We start from the raw sequence: 17,495 nt of genomic DNA on the forward strand, positions 1-17,495 counted from the left end.
GTCTACCAAAAGGTACACTTATGTTTCGGATTCTTTTGATTTACATGAAACACCATAGGTCAAAATAGGACAGCGCATCAAATGCAACTTACTGAAAAAACGTATATATTTAAAGGGCTTTAATAGATGAATGCTGATAAAACAACACCCGACCTGTCCTTACTAACACCTATGATGCAGCAGTATTTAACGATAAAAATGCAGCATCCACACTCACTCATGTTTTATCGCATGGGTGACTTTTATGAATTATTTTTTGACGATGCACATAAGGCAGCAAAATTACTTGGGATCACCCTCACCCATCGTGGTAAAGCCAATGGCGAACCTATTCCTATGGCAGGCGTTCCCTATCATGCTGCTGAAGGTTATTTAGCGCGACTAGTAAAAAAAGGGGAAACAGTTGTCATTTGTGAACAGCTTGGCGAAGGCGAGAGCGCAGGCACTCGCAGTAAGGCACCTATGGAACGTGGCGTTGTCCGAATTATTACTCCCGGCACGCTGACCGATGATGCACTCTTAAACAGTCATCAATCGTCTAATTTAGTCGCGCTTTGTGTTCAACAAAATCAAATTGGGATTGCACTCCTTGATTTAAGTGCGGGTATTTTTAAAGTTCAACAGCAAAATTTTCAACAAGAACAGCTTGCTATCGAACTATCTCGCTTAATGCCAAGTGAAATTTTGGTTGATGAAGATATTGTCGACCCCAATATTATTGAACAAATAAAAAAACAACTGGACTGCCCTGTTACAAAACGTCCCAATGTTGACTTCAACATCAATAATGCGCAAAAAACATTATGTGACCAATTTGCGGTATCTACACTTTCTGGTTTTGGAATTGATCATTTACCGCTTGCCAAAGCCTCTGCGGCAGCGCTCATTCATTATGCCAAAGAAACACAAAAAACGGCTTTACCGCACATTCGCTCAATTCAGTTAGAACAAAGCAGTGACTTTATTGCACTTGATCCAGTAACGCGTCGTAATCTAGAACTGGTCGAACCCTTATTTGAACACGGCACATCACTGTTTCAACTCATTAATGACTGCCAAACAGCGATGGGCAGTCGTTTACTCAGCCGTACCATCATGCAGCCCTTACGAGACACCAAATTACTGGATGCCCGACTCGATGCCACGGCTTCTGTGCTCAATGGCTATCACGATTCTCCTATTCGCTTAGTACTTAAAGACATTAGCGATATTGAACGTGTGCTGAGCCGTGTAGCCCTAGGTAGTGCACGTCCACGTGATTTGGTACAACTGCGTCAAGCCTGCGCACAAATTCCTTTACTACGCCATGCGATTCAACCCATTACACAGGCGCATCAATCCAACTTAATTCAGCAATTGGATCATGAATTAGGTGATTTTAATGGTCTACACCAACGCTTAATGTCAGCCATTGTTGAACACCCACCTGTATTACTTCGTGATGGCAATGTAATTGCAGAAGGTTTTGATAGTGAACTCGATGAACTGCGTAAGATCCGCGATCATGCAGGTCAATTCCTCATCGACTTAGAAATTCAAGAGCGTCAAAACACAGGCGTTTCAACGCTTAAAATTGGTTACAACCGAGTCAGCGGTTACTATATTGAACTGACTCGCGCTCAGGCAGAGCAAGCACCTGAGCATTACATTCGTCGCCAAACTTTAAAAAATGCTGAACGCTATATCACACCAGAATTAAAATCTTTTGAAGATAAAGTTTTATCCAGTGAATCTCGTGCCCTTGCGCGTGAAAAAATGTTGTTTGAAATTCTGTTGGATGAATTACGTCAAGATATTGGCAATCTACAAATGATGAGTAGCGCGATTGCACAAATTGATATGTTGGCTAACTTCGCCCATCAAGCACGTTTACGCAATTGGTCTCGCCCTGAATTTAGCCCTGAAATTGGGGTAAAAATTATTGCGGGTCGACACCCTGTGGTTGAAGCCTTAAGCAAAACTGCCTTTACACCGAATGATACCAGTTTAGACTTCAACCACCGCATGGCAATTGTGACTGGACCCAATATGGGTGGTAAATCAACCTTTATGCGCCAAACAGCACTGATTAGTTTATTGGCTTATTGCGGATGTTATGTTCCTGCCAAATCTGCCATTTTGGGCCCTATCGATCGTGTTTTCACTCGTATTGGTTCTGCCGATGATTTATCTACGGGTAAATCAACCTTTATGGTTGAAATGACGGAAACGTCTCAAATTTTGCACCATGCAACCAACCAATCTTTAGTGTTGATGGATGAAGTTGGACGTGGCACCAGTACCTATGATGGCTTATCCTTAGCATGGGCATGTGTGCTCGACCTCAGTAAGCGGATTAAATGTCTGTGTCTATTTGCCACGCATTATTTTGAACTCACTGAACTTGGCAAAGAATCAGGCATTGATAACTACCATGTCACAGCCAAAGAATTAAATGGCAATTTAATTTTATTGCACAAAGTTCAGCATGGCCCAGCAAGTCAAAGTCATGGCTTACAAGTCGCTAAATTAGCGGGTATTCCTGCCAGCGTAATTAAAGAAGCACAAAATCGCTTAAAGATTTTAGAAAAACAGCAACATCTACAATTTAATAAAGCCGTGCAAAATGACTTGTTCAGTGTCGCGGATGAACCTACTGTTGAAGTCATTGAACGTATTATAGAAGTTGAGAAAGATGTACCCGTACTCAATCTATTAAGAGCTTTAGATGTCGACAATCTTTCACCACGTGAGGCGCTACAGCAAATATATGCTTTAAAAGATGCTTTAGAAGCATAATTTAAAACTATTTTGTATCAGACCAAGACTCCCGAATAGGAGTCTTTGTCATTTACGCCCTCTATTTAGTCATATATTCAGTTTTTATTAGAATAAACAGCCCTGCATATAACAAATATCAATAAAAGCAATTGTTACTTACATGCTTTTTTGCCTAAAATACAGCAAGAGTAATTAGAACCATATTTTTTAGGTAGCTGTCGCCATGACCTTTGTTGTCACTGAAAATTGTATTAAATGTAAATACCAAGACTGCGTAGAAGTTTGTCCAGTGGATTGTTTCTACGAAGGTCCAAATTTCCTCGTCATTAATCCTGATGAATGTATTGACTGTGCTTTATGTGAACCTGAATGTCCTGCTAACGCTATTTTCTCTGAAGATGAGTTACCAGAAGGTCAAGAAGTCTTTATTGAACTCAATACTGAACTTTCACAAAAGTGGCCAAACATTACACAGATTGGCGACCAACCTGCTGACCGTGAAGAATGGAATGGTAAAACAGACAAGTTGCAATACTTGGAAAAATAACAGTATTTTTAGACCAAAAAAAAGATCAGCAATTGCTGGTCTTTTTTTATACTTAAAACACACATTTGATTGCAATATTTTCAAATTTTATCCTTCAAATTAGATTAAAATAGAGCGAGTGTTTATAAATATTTGATTTCTATAATGAAGCATTTTCTAAAGGGATTACTAGGCTTAAGCTTAGTTCCACTTGTCATGATTGGATGTACCACATCTCATCAGAAAACACCCGATGGGAAACGGATCTTCATTCCACAAGAACGTATTATTATTGAACGTCCAATTCCACCGAAAACCGTTCCTTATGCTTATAACGCATGGGTTGCTATAGGTGAGAATTTACGTCAAGTACGTGAATATGAAACCTTTCTTGAACGTAATGGGGTTGGTAATATTATCCCAAGTTTTGAACTTATGCGTACTGCGCGTGATTGGCAAAAATGTGCTCGTTCCCAATATATGATTCCAAACCGAGAATTGTGGAATAACCAAATTTCAACATTGCGTGTATTTAAATATTTAGTGGCAGCAAAAGTATTAACTGATTTTGAAGTGACTTCCGTGTACCGTGATTTACCACTGAATCAGTGTGCTGGTGGTGCAAATTCATCACGTCATTTATTTAACTCTGCGATCGACTTCCGCATTGGCCCTGCATATCCTCAAGCTGAAGATTACGCATTTGTTGAAAATACCAAATTTAAATTGTGTCAATTTTGGGCACAACATGGTCAAAGTCTAAATATGGGACTTGGACTATATGCTTCAGGTCAAATCCATATTGATACCCAAGGTTATCGAACTTGGGGGCCTGACCTTTCACGTTACTCATCGATGTGTAATTACTAAAAAAATCGATTCAAATAAAAAAGAGATCTTCAAGATCTCTTTTTTATTGCTAATGTCTTTATAAATCGTAAACGAAAAATTGCACTCTGAATGGAAAAGTTTAAAATGCTTGCATCGCAACCATGGTGACAAAGCTATGCAACAAATGTGGACAGAGATTGATGCCTACATCGATTCACATTTAATTCCAGAAGACCCGATTCTTCTACAAACCTTAAAACATACTGAAGATAAAGGTTTTCCAGATCACCTTGCAGTTGCCCCGAATCAAGGCATGCTGCTGCAAATGCTCATTCAAATGAACAACTGTAAGCGCGTACTGGAACTTGGTACTTTTGCAGCTTATAGCACAATGTGGCTTGCACGCGCCCTACCGAAAGATGGTTATGTCTTAACCATTGAAGGTCGAGATACTCATGCAGCATTGGCTCAAGAAAATATTGATCATGCAAAACTTCCGCCAACCATAGAGCTTAAAGTTGGACGTGCTGCGGATATCCTAAAAGCCTTACCCAATGACTTTGAACCTTTCGATTTTATTTTTATTGATGCCGACAAACAAAGTTACCCAGAATATTTAGAATTAAGCTTAAACTTGTCTCATTCAGGAACCATTATTGTGCTGGATAATGTCATCCGTGCAGGTGACATTATCAATGCTGAGAATCATAAGCCAAGTATTGAAGGTATTCGTGACATGTTTTCCGCTTTACAGAACCATCCTCGAATTTTATCTTCTACTGCCCTACAAACGGTCGGAAGTAAGGGGCATGATGGCTTTGCTTTAGCTATAGTGAAATAATTTGACACACAGATCAAAAAACAGCCTAACTGTTTTTTTATTTATTTATTATATATTTACAAACACTGTCCATATAGTTATCCACAAGTTATGCGGATAACTATGTTTAATTATTGATCACTGCTTTTAAAGCAATATTTTATCTATTTTACGACCAACAACGGGACAAGTGAATTTCGGAATATACTGGTTGCAACACTTCCCAAAAAGAATTGACGAATTTTACTGTGACTAAACGCACCGAGTAGTATCAACTGTATCCCATGTTCATTTTGATATTCAAGTATATTTTCAGCTACATCACCATAACGATATTCTATCACCACATCAAACCCAGCATCAGCCAAATACTGTGCAGGTTCCTTTAATACTTCTGGATGATCTCCAACATACAGTAAATGACACTGTAACAATTTTAATAAATCACTTTGTGCTACGCGCTTCATCAAATTGACACAGGTTGGCGAATATTCATAGGCAAAAATAAAACGTGTAGGTGGTTTAAAGTTTTCTCCAACCGTCATAACAGTACAATTCGCGCCCCGAATGAAGTTCTCAACATTACTTCCGATAGGCTTATTTCGTTCTGCAGCGCGCTCACCAACTCGACCAATAATGGCGATGTCATCATCTTTAAGCACATTAAAACTTTGCTCTAAAAAGTCGCCTTTTTCTTGAATATGTGAGGCGGTGATCTCGTACTTTTGCTGAATCATTTCAGAAATATGGTTCAACAAATTATTACTATAATCCAGTGCGAGTTCACTTTGTTTTTGTTCAAGTTCTGCCAGTTCTTTCAACAACATTGCATTACTTTCAAAACCAATCACACCACTAATTTCCCCCAAATGATAACTTGCGGGGTAATAATCTAAAACCTGTAATAACACCAGTTCACGTTGTGTCTGCTTCGCAACCCATGCCGCGGCTTCAGCAACTGCATTCACGCATGGGGAAGAATCAATACATGCGATTACACGTTTCATTTTCGCCTCGCTTTTCGCCCATGAAGGCTTTAAGTCTATTTGTTATTTTAACTTAGCATAACTATACGTGACTGTGCATGCTTTTATGTAATCAAACTGTTGATATGTAAAGATCTTAATTGTATGAATTGTCTTAATCACGATAACGAATAAATTTTGCAGGATTGCCTGCCACAATAGCCGACTGTTCAATATTTTTGGTCACCATACTATTCATGCCAACAACAGCGTGGGCATGAATCGTTACACCATCCTTAACTCCGACATGTGCGCCTAACCAAACATCCTGACCAATCTCGATCCCCTGCGAACGTACAGGTTGTTGATAAATAGGTTGCTCAAGTTCCATACCATGATCAAATGCATATAAATGGCAATACGCCGCGATACGAACTTGATCATGCAGCTTAATACCCATGCGCCCACCATCCAGAATACAGTGATGGTTAATTGCGACTTCGCTCCCTATTTCTAAGGGGCCGTGCAAAGTACAATCTGCGGCAATAAAAGTATTATCCCCAATAATAATTTTACGTCCGGGTTCTGCAAAAATATGGGCCAGTGGCGAAATAAAACAATTTTCACCAATTTCCACTGTTTCCATTTGCATTAAGTAGGCTTGATATTCTTTTTGCCATGCTTCAGCCCAACCCCGATTTTTAGGTTTTAATGACCAATACAGCCACGGCATATAATTCAAACGATGTTTATGCTGTTCACGATATTTCAATAATGGGTCTTGTTCAGTCATGCTGCGGCTCTTCTAGCATTTTTAATTGTTCACGACCACGTGTCACATCTTGAATTTTTAAGGACAAAGGTTCAATTTGATGAATTTGTAGCAAAGCTACAACGTATACCCCTGTTGCAGTATAGTCTTGTTGAAATTCGATCTGTTGTTGATTCAGTTCGTATTGAAAGATTGCCCATTCATTAAACTGGCAGCTAAAGCTGACTTTTTTCTTTTCAATCAGCTCAATTTTTTCAGCCAATAATAAACACTGCCCAGCACAACCGCCATAGGCTCGAACTAAGCCCCCTGTGCCCAGTTTAACGCCACCATACCAACGATTCACTAAAACCAGAATATTGCTTAATTCGTTCCCTTCAATGGTTGCAAGAATAGGTCTGCCCGCAGTTCCTGACGGCTCGCCATCATCATTAAAGCGGACATTATGGCCAATTTTCCATGCCCAACATTGATGTGTGGTACTAACATCCTTGCTCATTTCTAAAAAGTCTTTGACATCTTGTTCATTTGCTACAGGAACAGCAAGAGCTTGAAAGCGACTTTTTTTAATCTCTTCTTCAAAAGTAACTTCTGAGGCAATGGTAAATGGCATAAATCTTAAGTTAATGACAACACTACAGCAGTATAGCCTGTTTTCAGCGATTTTTAGAGACAAAAAACCGCCTATGAAAAGACGGTTTTTTGAAAGTGATTTGGTATATGCATTTACAGCATGCTTATGAGGGCTTGATTAAACGGTAAAGTCGTCACCCAAATAAACTTGGCGTACCGTCTCATTTTCTAAAATTTCTTGTGGTGTTCCTTCCGCAATTACGGCACCCTCACTGACAATATAAGCACGTTCACAAATGGCTAAGGTTTCTCGTACATTATGATCTGTAATGAGAACCCCTATACCGCGATCCTTTAATGTCCGAATAATATCTTTAATATCTCCTACAGAAATAGGATCTACCCCAGCAAAAGGTTCATCAAGCAACATAAACTTAGGGTCAGCAGCCAAAGCACGTGCGATTTCGGCACGGCGACGTTCACCACCAGACACACTCATACCCAATGAATCTTTAATATGGGTGATTTTAAAATCAGCCAACAATTCATTTAAGCGTTGCTGACGCTGCTGTTTATTTAAATCTTTACGCGTTTCTAAAATGGCCATAATATTTTCAGAAATGGTTAATTTTCTAAAAATCGAGGCTTCCTGCGGCAAATAACCAATGCCTTTACGGGCACGTTCATGCATGGCTAAATCAGACAAATCAAGATCATCCAAATGAATCTCGCCTTTGTCCATACGAACTAAACCAACCACCATATAGAAACTTGTGGTTTTACCTGCACCATTTGGCCCAAGTAACCCAACAATCTGCCCACTTTGCATTTGAAAAGAAACATCTTTAACCACCCATCTTTTACTATAGTTTTTTGCAAGATGTTTAATACAAAGCGTTTGTGGTTGATTGAGCAATTGATCCATTAATCACGTGCTCCTGGGAAAGATTTTGCGCCCGATGGTGGAATAACAATTTGAACACGACCTGAAGATGAACCTGAGCTATTTGGCGTACCTGTAGCTTCGACATCACCTTTATTCATACTATATTTCAATGTATTACCACGAATACTCGCACCATTTTGTTGTAACAATGCGCTTCCAGATAAGGTAATAATGCCCGTTTCAGCATTATAAATAATCTTTTGTGCCTGCCCTTTGGCTAAGCCTTTGTTCACATCTACTTGCTGTTGAAACCGAGCAGGGCCACCTGTCGCAGTAATCGTACTAATTTCTCTTTTTGCATTTAAAGTCGCAACAATCGAAGCTGCTTGTAATTTCATGGTGCCTTGTTCAATGATGACATTACCTGTATAGGTGGTAATACCTGTTTTTTCATTATACGTTGCACGGTCAGCGATCAATGAAATGGGCTGATTTCGGTCAGCAGGGATTGCAAATGCGGTTGCCGATGATAATACAACCAAACCGACTAAAGCTGCTTGCTTAAACAAGGTTTTAGAAAATGTAAGCTTAAGATTTTGGTTCATATTTTCCTCGAATATTAAAAAATTCGTATTGACCGTTATTTAAATTGGCTTTCAAACCTTGGCTCACAAACTCAGCTTGTGGAGATTGCACAATGACTTGTTTATTGGTTTCAATTTCTCGAGTTTTAGGATATCCCGTTAACTCTGTCGTTTGGAACTGCATTTTACCTTGTTGCATCAGCTTAACCGCCAACACATCACCCGACAAGACAATGCGTTCATTATCGTCATAACCATTTGCAACTTTGGCATAAAAAGTAGCATCTACAGCGCCATCTTTATATATTGAAGCATTCAAATTTGTGAGTTTTGATGTTTGTTTTTGCATGTCTTGCTCAAGACGATCGACTCGAGCACGCACAGACAAATGACCATTATCATCGGTTTGAGTCAGATTAATTTTTTCAGCGGAATAAGTCATACTCCTTGCTGAATCAACCTCAAGTTTATTACCCTTACCGCTATAATAGTAGTAACCACCACTTATAGCTGCAATTGCTATAGCAGTTACGTATAAAACTTTTGTATCCATAAGTGTGGTCTTAACTCAAATTAAATGAATTACTTAACTATTAATGTGGGACAGAGGTATATTTTTCAAGGAAAACGTCATACGCGCCTTTAGCCATCAAAATCATATCGCAGATTTCACGCACTGCACCACGACCACCCATGGCCTGAGTCACAAGGTCGGCACGGCGACGTACTTCCACATGACCATTTGGAACGGTAACTTTCATGCCCGCAATCGCAAATGCAGAAAGATCTGGCCAATCATCACCCATATATAAACAGTCTTCTGGTGCAATATTCAATTGTGCACATGCTTCGCGTAATGCGATACCTTTGTCTTCACGACCTTGAAAAACCAAGTCTACACCTAAGTCAGACATCCGTTTTTCAACAATATTACTTTTACGTCCAGTGATGATAATGACTTTAACACCTGCTTGTTGCACAAGTTTCATGCCTAAACCATCACGGATATCAAATGATTTAATTTCATCACCTGTATTGGTGAGTGTCACAAAACCATCACTTAAAATACCATCGACATCAAGAACCAAAGCTTCAACATGACGCGCTTGTTCCAATAAAATATAAGATGCCATTTATTAATTTACCCCAGCTTGAATCAAGTCATGCATACTAATGACACCAATGACTTGATTGACATCATCAACAACAACAAATTGATTGATTTTCTTTTCATTCATTCGCTCTAAAGCTTCAACTGCACGAGCTTCTTGCGAAATCGTTAAAGGATTCTTCATCATGACTTCTGAAACAGCCAAATTCACATCAAAACCTTGCTGTTTATCAATTAAACGACGTAAATCTCCGTCGGTAAAAATACCCAGCAGAACATTATTTTGATCCACAATTGTGGTTAAACCTAGACGTTTATTTGAAATTTCGTATAAAACTTGATTCATTGGTGTATCTGGAGATACTTTCGGCAATTCTTCACCTGTATGCATCAAATGCTTAACATGAAGTAATAGCCGTTTTCCTAAAGCTCCCGCTGGATGTGACATCGCAAAATCATCCGCAGTAAAACCACGTGCATCCAATAAAGCAACCGCCAGTGCATCACCTAAAGCCAAGGTTGCAGTGGTACTTGACGTTGGCGCTAAACCTAGTGGGCAAGCTTCTTGAATATTACCCAAAGTTAAAGCCACATCGGCATTTTGCGGCATTGGCCCTTTATCATCGCCACTGATGGTAATTAAAGGAATTTCTAAACGCTTAATCAATGGCATGAGCATCATAATTTCATCGCTCTTGCCCGAGTTTGAAATGGCAATGAGTACATCACCATACACCAGCATACCCAAGTCACCATGCCCCGCTTCACCCGGATGCATAAAGAATGATGGCGTACCTGTTGAAGCAAAGGTTGCTGCCATTTTACGACCAATATGCCCCGACTTACCCATTCCCGTAATGACTAAACGCCCTCGGCACTGCAAAATAATTTCACAAGCGTGGCTAAAACGTTCATCAATTTGTGTCGCTAATATTTCTAGGGCTTTTTCTTCTATACGCAAAGTTTCTAATGCAACTTTTTGGAAGTCTATTTGGTTCGGCATATTTTTTGGGTTCAATGTAGGTTTACCTTAACTCTATTTAAAGAGTGACTCTAATCAAGCAAAAATAATTTTCGCAATTTTATCATATCTATGCAAATCTCACGTTTCTAAATGTACAACTTTTCACAAGCTTATAAAAAAAGCGTATAAAACTTTATGAAAAATAATGCTTAGGTTAAGATGAGCTACCATTTAATTGACCTATTTTGAAGAGCTATGCAACCATTTGTTCTATACAACTCAGAGCAACGTAAAAAAGTTGAATTTGTTCCACGTGTTGAAGGACATATCGACATGTATGTGTGTGGTATGACTGTATACGATTACTGTCATATTGGACATGCTCGAGTCATGGTTGCATTTGACTACATTATTCGTTTCTTGCGCAGTCAAGGTTGGAGCGTTAAATACGTTCGTAATATTACCGACATTGACGATAAAATTATTCAACGCGCCAATGAAAATGGCGAAAGCATTACTGCACTGACAGATCGCTTTATTCAAGCCATGAATGAAGATGCTGCAAATCTTGGTTGTGCTGCACCTGATGAAGCACCACGCGCCACTGACTATATTGATCAAATGCAAAACATGATTGGTAATTTAGTCAATAAAGGTACGGCTTATCCTTCAAATAATGGCGATGTATATTTCCAAGTGGAAAAATTTGCCAAATATGGTCGTTTGTCAGGTCGTAAACTGGAAGATATGCAAGCAGGTGCATCTGAACGTGTCGATGTCGAAGTTGAAAAGAAACATCCTTTTGACTTTGTACTTTGGAAACATGCCAAAGAGAATGAACCGTCTTGGGCTTCGCCTTGGGGCAATGGTCGCCCGGGTTGGCATATTGAATGTTCTGCCATGTCGACCTGCTGCCTAGGCAACCATTTTGATATTCACGGTGGCGGTTCAGACTTGATGTTCCCACATCATGAAAATGAAATTGCGCAATCTGAAGCTTCTACAGATGAACAATATGTCAATTACTGGATGCATGTCGGCTTTATTAATGTCGATGGCGAAAAAATGTCTAAGTCTTTAGGCAACTTTTTTACCATTCGTGATGTGATGGAGAAATTCCACCCTGAAGTGATTCGTTACTTTATTGTGTCTTCTCACTATAGAAGCCCAGTCAACTTTTCAGACTTTGCATTAAAAGAAGCAAAAAATACCCTTTCTCGTTTTTATCATTCATTTAAAGCATATCAACAAGTTTATGCTGAAAAAACCACTGAAGCTTTAGACGAAACTTTGGTTGAACGCTTTAATGCCGCTATGCGTGATGACTTTAATACATCCGAAGCGATTGCGGTCTTGTTTGAAATTAACAAAGAACTCAACCGTGCAGTAAAAGATGAAAATGCTGAACAAGCCACTGTTTACTATTCAACATTACGTCACCTCACTAATATTCTTGGTTTGGTTCAATACAATGTAGATGAATTCTTAAAATCTGATATTGGTCAAGATGCTTTAGGTTTGTCTGAAGAACAAATTACAGATTTAATTCAACAACGTGTTGATGCAAAAAAAGCCAAAGAATTTGCCAAAGCCGATGAGATTCGTCAGTCTTTACTTGATCAAGGCATTGTTTTGGAAGATACCCGTCAAGGTACCATTTGGCGTCGTGCTGATTAATTAAACAATCAAATTTATAGAGAGTTGACAGTTTTATAAAACGCTCTATAATGCACTCCATAAAGCGGGAATAGCTCAGTTGGTAGAGCATAACCTTGCCAAGGTTGGGGTCGAGAGTTCGAGTCTCTTTTCCCGCTCCAAAATACGAAAAAGCCCTTATCATTGATAAGGGCTTTTTTTCATCCCTAACCCCGATTATCTTTCTATCTTAAATGACATTCATCATCAAACCATGATGGGCTAAACTTTAAAGCCCCCAATACAGCAATCACCTTGCCCTAAAAACAAATTATTCGACAACTCAAAGACTTTGAAACCACATATTTCTTCATCTGCTTAAACAAGCAAGTAAAAACTGACCCTATACAGATAATGTGATTAAAGCCAAAACGATATATTTTTATCCTTTTTTATTACTGCATGTTCACTATGTTAATCTTGAGCTAGGTAAAGAATCTTGAAACAAGAGGAAAGTGTCATGAATTACCAACACATCTTACTTGCTGTTGATGATTCCCCAACTGCTATTGCGACTGCTGAGCAAGTGATTATTTTAGCCAAAGCATTAAGCAGTAAAGTCACCATAGCCAGTGTTGTTGTACTCGACCCTTTAACCAGCGTTAGTTTTTATAAAAATGTACCGGGCATAACGGATTATTATCTGGCAGCAAAAGCGCATGCCAAAAACATTCTGGCTGAGCTAAAGCAAAAATTTACTGACTACGGTATTGAAACAGAGACGAAGCTCATTAGTAGTCATTCCCCAAGTGATGGTATTTCCAAACTTGCGGATGAGTTAAATGTTGACTTAATTGTGGTCGGTTCACATGGTCGTACAGGTTTAAAAAAGGTGCTCATTGGCAGTATTGCACAAGACATACTGACTTCTAGTCATGTTCCCGTACTTGTGATGAAACACACAAAATAATATTTTATGCACAGTTCCCCAGCTCACTTTATGTGAGCTGACTTTACTTCTTAGATGAGCTTTTAATATTTGGTAACTTAAACGTAGCTTACTCAAAAAATTCAATTAAATTAAGATTATAAATCAATTCACATTAACGCTATTAAAGCATAAACTTTGATCAGTTTTTTATCGACATGACCAGAGTAAAAATATGTCACAACAAGACTTCGAAAATGGTTTAAAAGTTCGTACTGAAGTTATGGGCGAATCTTTCGTGAAACGCGCACAAGATAATACGGTGCCCTTCACTCAACCCTTACAAGACTGGATTAATGAACATGCGTGGGGTTCAACTTGGCAACGTGAAGGCGTGCTGCCGCGTAAGTATCGTTCACTGATTACCATTGCTTTCTTAACTGCTCAAAAAAGCCCGACAGAACTTAAAGGTCATGTCCGCGGTGCATTGAATAACGGCGCGACTGTAGAAGAAATTCAAGAAGTGCTCCTTCATAGTCTGCCTTACTGCGGTGCACCAGCCACGCAGGAAGCTTTTCGTGCTGCGCTTGAAGTGATTAATGAATATCAAAAATCTGAATAATAGGGTTTGAAATGTATAAAAATAGTTTAGGTATAAGGCTTAGGCTATTTTTATTGCATGATTAGATCTTTGCGGGTTTACCTATGCTGCAATTGCCCTTGATCTAACTGCAAAATATCAGCTTTTAAATATTTCAACTCTTCCAAATGATGCGTCACATAAATCATGGGTAAATCTAACTCATCTTTAATTCGCGTTAAAAATGGTAAAATTTGCTGTTTTAGCTGATGATCCAACCCCGTTAATGGCTCATCTAAAAGCAATAAATGAGGGGAAGATAACAATGCCCGCCCAATCGACACGCGTTGTGCCTCTCCACCAGAAAGTTGATGTGCTTTACGTTGACATAAGTGTGTCAGTTCGAGCAACGCAATGATTTCATTAAACTGAAATTTCCGTTCAGATTGGGGAATTAATTTTTCTGCATAACAAAGATTTTGCTGCACATTCATATGTGGAAACAGCAATGCATTTTGAAAAATTAATGCAATTTTTCGTTGATGCATCGGTACATGAATTTTTTGCTGGCTATCGAATAAAATCTGCTGATTAAACTGAATTGTCCCATGTGTCGGCTTTAATAAACCCACAATATTTTTTAATAGAGTACTTTTACCACAGCCAGATGCACCAACAATCCCTAAAAGCTGTTGTTGCATTTCCAGTTTAACATTCAACATAAAATCAGCATGTTGATATTGAAAATTACACTTCAACATATCACGCTCCTAATTTTTGTTGATACTTTTGCAAAATAAAATAATTGGCAATTAAAGCGCTAAATGCCAAAATCAAAGACAATGCCACCAGTCGCATTGCCATCTCTTCACCATTGGGTTGTTGTAGCAATGAATAAATTGCTATCGGAATAGTCCTAGTTTCATCGGGGATATTACCGACAAAAGTGATGGTTGCGCCAAACTCACCCAAACTTCGACTAAAACATAAAATACTGCCAATCACTATTCCAGGAATAGCCAACGGTAAATTAATACTCAAAAACACTTTCCACGGTGCTGCGCCTAATGAACCCGCAATTTGTTCGAGCTGTTGATTCATCAACTGAAAGGATAAACGTATGGGTTGTACCATCAAGGGAAATGCCACAATCATCGAGGCCAACACCGCACCTTTCCAATTAAATGCCAGTTGAAGACCGAATGCATTTAAATATTTGCCAATTAATCCCTGATTACCAAATAAGACCAGAAGCAAATAACCCAAAACGACGGGGGGCAAAACCATGGGCAATTGCAATAATGCTTCAACGATAAATTTGAGCCGAAATTCATGCCGTGCAAGTAACCACGCCAATGCAACTGCAAAAGGTAAGCAAAATAATGTGGCAAAGCCTGCAACTTTGGCAGATAAATAAAGTGCACTAAGTTCCTCTGGACTGAACATGCTCACTCCCCCATTCATTTACTTAGTCACGTACTGAATCATTTACTTAGGGTTTCAAACTAAAACCATATGTCTGGAAGACCGTTTTGGCTTGTGCACTGTGTTTCACAAACTTTTCAAATTGAACGGCTTCTTTATTTTTTTCACCTTGTTTAGTCAATGCCAGTGGATACACAATCGGACTATGTGATTGACTTGGGAAGGTACCAATAATTTTCACTTTTTGACTAATTAAAGCATCAGTTTTATAGACAATACCAACTTCACATTCACCTCGCTCTACAAAAGCCAGAGCCGAACGCACATCATCTGTGCCCACCATACGGCCTTTTAAAGCATCTAACCAATTCAACTTCAGTAGGCTTTGTTTCGCATATTTTCCTACAGGAACAGACTCCATTTGCCCTGTACATAAATGTCCTTTAAACGATTGGGCGAAATTAAAACTCGGTTGGGCTTTAAATGGAATGTGTAAATTTTTCGGGCTAATTAAAACCAATTGATTAAACAACAAAGGTTGGGCTTTATTTTCAGTAATGATCTGTTTTTTAATCAAATAATTCATCCAATCTAAATCCGCAGAGAAAAAAATATCACTATTTGCCCCTGCTTCTACTTGTTTTGCCAAAGCAGATGATGCGCCAAAAACAGCAACTATATCCGTTTTTGGATATTGTTTTTCATAAAGTGCGGCAATATCGGTGATGGCATTGGTCAAGCTTGCAGCAGCATAAACCTTAACTGTTTCTGCCTGAAGCGTACCGCATACACCAATGAGTACTGTACCAATAATTAAGTTTTTCATTGCTTCCCCTCATTTTAAATATGGCGTGATTTGATCAATGACTGATTGAATAAATTTAAGCGAGTAATGGTCAAATCACGAGTGAATAAAAATACCTTGCACAATTTGACCTTCAAACATACTTTTCCCCGCAGGTATTCGCACTAAACAATTGGCTTGCATTAAATTACTCAGCATATGTGATTGTTGTTTAGACAAACTTTTAACCTTAAGGACAGACTGCTCAAAACTGGCGGACATCCTTAAAAAGCGTTCTCGTGCATCCATTTTCAAATCATGTGTTAGTACTGCACTAAACCAGTTCGGCGGCTGCTTTTGACCTTGTAACGCATTCAGCAAAGTCGAAGTATAAATTTGCATCCCCATATAAACAGCGGCAGGATTACCCGGCAATCCGAGTAAATAACAAGCCGAATGATCCGCTCTCGCTAAAGTCGCAAAGAAGATAGGTTTGCCTGGTTTTTGTTTGACTTTCCAGAAAATTTGCTCAAAACCTAAAGCTAACGTGACGGGTCGAATAAAATCATAATCGCCAACCGATACCCCGCCTGTGGTTAAAATAAGGTCATAATCTTGAGAGAGCGTTTGAATTAATGCTGTAACGGCATGTTCAGTATCTGCCACATGAAAAATTTCGACCTGTTGCGATTGCTGCTGAAACCACGCTTTAATTAAGGGTGCATTGGCATCAAAAATTTTACCCGATGCAAAATCCTCAACTGAAACTGCCACCTCATCACCCGTAATCACCACCGCTACTTTGGGATATTGAAAAACCTGAACCGTTTGAACACCTGCCATGCTTAAAGATGCAATTGCCCCCACAGACAGTTGCTGCCCTTGACTTGCCAGTAATTCACCTATAGAAATTTCTTCCCCAACATCTCGAATATCGCTATGGGCTTTTAAGCTCTCTGTAATTTCAATATTAGATGAATCAATAACGCTTACAATTTCTTGACGCGCTACGGTGGTCGTACCCACAGGAATTTTGGCACCGGTGAAAATCCGCGCTGCCTGTCCTTGTTTTAACTGTAACTCAGAGCCATGACCTGCCTGAATCTCTCCAACCAATTCAAATGAACTCTTCGGCTCAATTGTCGATGGTGCACACAGCGCATAACCGTCCACTGCACTTTGGGAAAATAACGGCAAATTAATTTGAGAATAAACATCTTCAGCTAAATAGCGATTTAAAGCTTGATCTAAAGTGAGCTGTTCCGCCACTAAAACTTGAGCGTTATCCAAAATTAACGCCAAAGCCTGATCGACGGTAATCAAGCCCTGTTCTGCTCCGCATGCTGACATG

The 17,495-nt window shown here is 39.2% G+C and carries 19 protein-coding genes and 1 tRNA gene; 8 read left to right on the forward strand and 12 right to left on the reverse strand.

Translation table 11 applies throughout. The features are described 5' to 3' along the window. Nucleotides 1-126 precede the first annotated feature (126 nt). The 4 genes from mutS (at nucleotide 127) to BLV99_RS03885 (ending at nucleotide 4,958) form a co-directional block, all read left to right on the forward strand. Nucleotides 127-2,778, forward strand: coding sequence for a DNA mismatch repair protein MutS (mutS, locus tag BLV99_RS03870; protein WP_092687909.1), 2,652 nt, complete (start codon nucleotides 127-129; stop codon nucleotides 2,776-2,778). Nucleotides 2,779-2,983: 205 nt separating this feature from the next. After that, nucleotides 2,984-3,307 (forward strand): ferredoxin FdxA, encoded by a 324-nt coding sequence (gene fdxA / locus BLV99_RS03875; RefSeq protein WP_053580096.1) that lies wholly within the window; start codon nucleotides 2,984-2,986, stop codon nucleotides 3,305-3,307. A gap of 144 nt (nucleotides 3,308-3,451) precedes the next feature. After that, complete coding sequence (locus BLV99_RS03880; RefSeq protein WP_086164066.1) at nucleotides 3,452-4,156, forward strand: D-Ala-D-Ala carboxypeptidase family metallohydrolase; 705 nt, start codon at nucleotides 3,452-3,454, stop codon at nucleotides 4,154-4,156. A 136-nt stretch (nucleotides 4,157-4,292) separates the two neighbouring features. After that, a complete protein-coding gene (locus tag BLV99_RS03885) occupies nucleotides 4,293-4,958 on the forward strand; it encodes an O-methyltransferase (RefSeq protein ID WP_092687912.1) in 666 nt (221 codons plus the stop codon). A gap of 143 nt (nucleotides 4,959-5,101) precedes the next feature. Here BLV99_RS03885 and BLV99_RS03890 read toward each other — a convergent pair whose 3' ends face one another. The 8 genes from BLV99_RS03890 to BLV99_RS03925 all read right to left on the reverse strand — a co-directional run bounded on the left by BLV99_RS03890 (nucleotide 5,102) and on the right by BLV99_RS03925 (nucleotide 10,831). After that, complete coding sequence (locus BLV99_RS03890; RefSeq protein WP_092687915.1) at nucleotides 5,102-5,944, reverse strand: universal stress protein; 843 nt, start codon at nucleotides 5,942-5,944, stop codon at nucleotides 5,102-5,104. Between the two features lie 133 nt (nucleotides 5,945-6,077). After that, complete coding sequence (locus BLV99_RS03895) at nucleotides 6,078-6,695, reverse strand: acyltransferase (RefSeq protein ID WP_086164069.1); 618 nt, start codon at nucleotides 6,693-6,695, stop codon at nucleotides 6,078-6,080. Continuing rightward, nucleotides 6,688-7,287, reverse strand: a complete 600-nt coding sequence (locus tag BLV99_RS03900; RefSeq protein WP_086183387.1) for an IMPACT family protein — start codon at nucleotides 7,285-7,287, stop codon at nucleotides 6,688-6,690. Before BLV99_RS03900 ends, BLV99_RS03895 begins: the two co-directional genes overlap by 8 nt. 138 nt (nucleotides 7,288-7,425) lie before the next feature. Further along, the gene (gene lptB / locus BLV99_RS03905) at nucleotides 7,426-8,172 is read right to left on the reverse strand and encodes an LPS export ABC transporter ATP-binding protein (protein WP_086183388.1); all 747 of its coding nucleotides are present in this window, start codon (nucleotides 8,170-8,172) and stop codon (nucleotides 7,426-7,428) included. Continuing rightward, entirely contained in the window at nucleotides 8,172-8,738 is a 567-nt protein-coding gene (gene lptA / locus BLV99_RS03910) for a lipopolysaccharide transport periplasmic protein LptA (protein ID WP_086183389.1), read from the reverse strand. The genes lptB and lptA overlap by 1 nt, the downstream gene beginning before the upstream one ends. Beyond that, complete coding sequence (gene lptC, locus BLV99_RS03915; protein ID WP_086183390.1) at nucleotides 8,722-9,270, reverse strand: LPS export ABC transporter periplasmic protein LptC; 549 nt, start codon at nucleotides 9,268-9,270, stop codon at nucleotides 8,722-8,724. The genes lptA and lptC overlap by 17 nt, the downstream gene beginning before the upstream one ends. Before the next feature lie 40 nt (nucleotides 9,271-9,310). After that, entirely contained in the window at nucleotides 9,311-9,850 is a 540-nt protein-coding gene (locus BLV99_RS03920; protein ID WP_004651676.1) for a KdsC family phosphatase, read from the reverse strand. 3 nt (nucleotides 9,851-9,853) lie between these two features. Continuing rightward, on the reverse strand, nucleotides 9,854-10,831 hold the full coding sequence (locus BLV99_RS03925; protein WP_086164073.1) for a KpsF/GutQ family sugar-phosphate isomerase: 978 nt from the start codon (nucleotides 10,829-10,831) through the stop codon (nucleotides 9,854-9,856). 216 nt (nucleotides 10,832-11,047) lie between these two features. Between BLV99_RS03925 and cysS the strand changes: the two genes are divergently transcribed. The 4 genes from cysS (at nucleotide 11,048) to BLV99_RS03945 (ending at nucleotide 13,977) form a co-directional block, all read left to right on the forward strand. Continuing rightward, nucleotides 11,048-12,469, forward strand: a complete 1,422-nt coding sequence (gene cysS, locus BLV99_RS03930) for a cysteine--tRNA ligase (protein WP_092687919.1) — start codon at nucleotides 11,048-11,050, stop codon at nucleotides 12,467-12,469. 64 nt (nucleotides 12,470-12,533) lie between these two features. Continuing rightward, nucleotides 12,534-12,609: transfer RNA gene (locus BLV99_RS03935), tRNA-Gly, on the forward strand. A gap of 338 nt (nucleotides 12,610-12,947) precedes the next feature. Then, the gene (locus BLV99_RS03940; RefSeq protein ID WP_086183394.1) at nucleotides 12,948-13,397 is read left to right on the forward strand and encodes a universal stress protein; all 450 of its coding nucleotides are present in this window, start codon (nucleotides 12,948-12,950) and stop codon (nucleotides 13,395-13,397) included. Nucleotides 13,398-13,590: 193 nt separating this feature from the next. Further along, on the forward strand, nucleotides 13,591-13,977 hold the full coding sequence (locus BLV99_RS03945; RefSeq protein WP_086183395.1) for a carboxymuconolactone decarboxylase family protein: 387 nt from the start codon (nucleotides 13,591-13,593) through the stop codon (nucleotides 13,975-13,977). A 77-nt stretch (nucleotides 13,978-14,054) separates the two neighbouring features. Here the strand turns inward: BLV99_RS03945 and BLV99_RS03950 are convergent, their stop codons facing one another. The 4 genes from BLV99_RS03950 to BLV99_RS03965 form a co-directional block, all read right to left on the reverse strand. Further along, nucleotides 14,055-14,696, reverse strand: a complete 642-nt coding sequence (locus tag BLV99_RS03950) for an ATP-binding cassette domain-containing protein (protein WP_092687922.1) — start codon at nucleotides 14,694-14,696, stop codon at nucleotides 14,055-14,057. Nucleotide 14,697: 1 nt separating this feature from the next. Further along, nucleotides 14,698-15,381, reverse strand: a complete 684-nt coding sequence (gene modB / locus BLV99_RS03955; protein ID WP_086183397.1) for a molybdate ABC transporter permease subunit — start codon at nucleotides 15,379-15,381, stop codon at nucleotides 14,698-14,700. Nucleotides 15,382-15,427: 46 nt separating this feature from the next. After that, on the reverse strand, nucleotides 15,428-16,186 hold the full coding sequence (gene modA / locus BLV99_RS03960) for a molybdate ABC transporter substrate-binding protein (RefSeq protein WP_092687925.1): 759 nt from the start codon (nucleotides 16,184-16,186) through the stop codon (nucleotides 15,428-15,430). Nucleotides 16,187-16,261: 75 nt separating this feature from the next. Next, a complete protein-coding gene (locus BLV99_RS03965; RefSeq protein WP_092687928.1) occupies nucleotides 16,262-17,494 on the reverse strand; it encodes a molybdopterin molybdotransferase MoeA in 1,233 nt (410 codons plus the stop codon). Nucleotide 17,495 lies beyond the last annotated feature (1 nt).

It is taken from the genome of Acinetobacter kyonggiensis (assembly GCF_900107285.1).
Lineage (GTDB): Bacteria > Pseudomonadota > Gammaproteobacteria > Pseudomonadales > Moraxellaceae > Acinetobacter > Acinetobacter kyonggiensis.

Bases quoted from the DNA above. Each gene is read 5' to 3' on its own strand.
- mutS (WP_092687909.1), top strand. From the start codon at position 127: ATGAATGCTGATAAAACAACACCCGACCTGTCCTTACTAACACCTATG.
- fdxA (WP_053580096.1), top strand. From the start codon at position 2,984: ATGACCTTTGTTGTCACTGAAAATTGTATTAAATGTAAATACCAAGAC.
- BLV99_RS03880 (WP_086164066.1), top strand. From the start codon at position 3,452: ATGAAGCATTTTCTAAAGGGATTACTAGGCTTAAGCTTAGTTCCACTT.
- BLV99_RS03885 (WP_092687912.1), top strand. From the start codon at position 4,293: ATGCAACAAATGTGGACAGAGATTGATGCCTACATCGATTCACATTTA.
- BLV99_RS03890 (WP_092687915.1), bottom strand. From the start codon at position 5,944: ATGAAACGTGTAATCGCATGTATTGATTCTTCCCCATGCGTGAATGCA.
- BLV99_RS03895 (WP_086164069.1), bottom strand. From the start codon at position 6,695: ATGACTGAACAAGACCCATTATTGAAATATCGTGAACAGCATAAACAT.
- BLV99_RS03900 (WP_086183387.1), bottom strand. From the start codon at position 7,287: ATGCCATTTACCATTGCCTCAGAAGTTACTTTTGAAGAAGAGATTAAA.
- lptB (WP_086183388.1), bottom strand. From the start codon at position 8,172: ATGGATCAATTGCTCAATCAACCACAAACGCTTTGTATTAAACATCTT.
- lptA (WP_086183389.1), bottom strand. From the start codon at position 8,738: ATGAACCAAAATCTTAAGCTTACATTTTCTAAAACCTTGTTTAAGCAA.
- lptC (WP_086183390.1), bottom strand. From the start codon at position 9,270: ATGGATACAAAAGTTTTATACGTAACTGCTATAGCAATTGCAGCTATA.
- BLV99_RS03920 (WP_004651676.1), bottom strand. From the start codon at position 9,850: ATGGCATCTTATATTTTATTGGAACAAGCGCGTCATGTTGAAGCTTTG.
- BLV99_RS03925 (WP_086164073.1), bottom strand. From the start codon at position 10,831: ATGCCGAACCAAATAGACTTCCAAAAAGTTGCATTAGAAACTTTGCGT.
- cysS (WP_092687919.1), top strand. From the start codon at position 11,048: ATGCAACCATTTGTTCTATACAACTCAGAGCAACGTAAAAAAGTTGAA.
- BLV99_RS03940 (WP_086183394.1), top strand. From the start codon at position 12,948: ATGAATTACCAACACATCTTACTTGCTGTTGATGATTCCCCAACTGCT.
- BLV99_RS03945 (WP_086183395.1), top strand. From the start codon at position 13,591: ATGTCACAACAAGACTTCGAAAATGGTTTAAAAGTTCGTACTGAAGTT.
- BLV99_RS03950 (WP_092687922.1), bottom strand. From the start codon at position 14,696: ATGTTGAAGTGTAATTTTCAATATCAACATGCTGATTTTATGTTGAAT.
- modB (WP_086183397.1), bottom strand. From the start codon at position 15,381: ATGTTCAGTCCAGAGGAACTTAGTGCACTTTATTTATCTGCCAAAGTT.
- modA (WP_092687925.1), bottom strand. From the start codon at position 16,186: ATGAAAAACTTAATTATTGGTACAGTACTCATTGGTGTATGCGGTACG.
- BLV99_RS03965 (WP_092687928.1), bottom strand. From the start codon at position 17,494: ATGTCAGCATGCGGAGCAGAACAGGGCTTGATTACCGTCGATCAGGCT.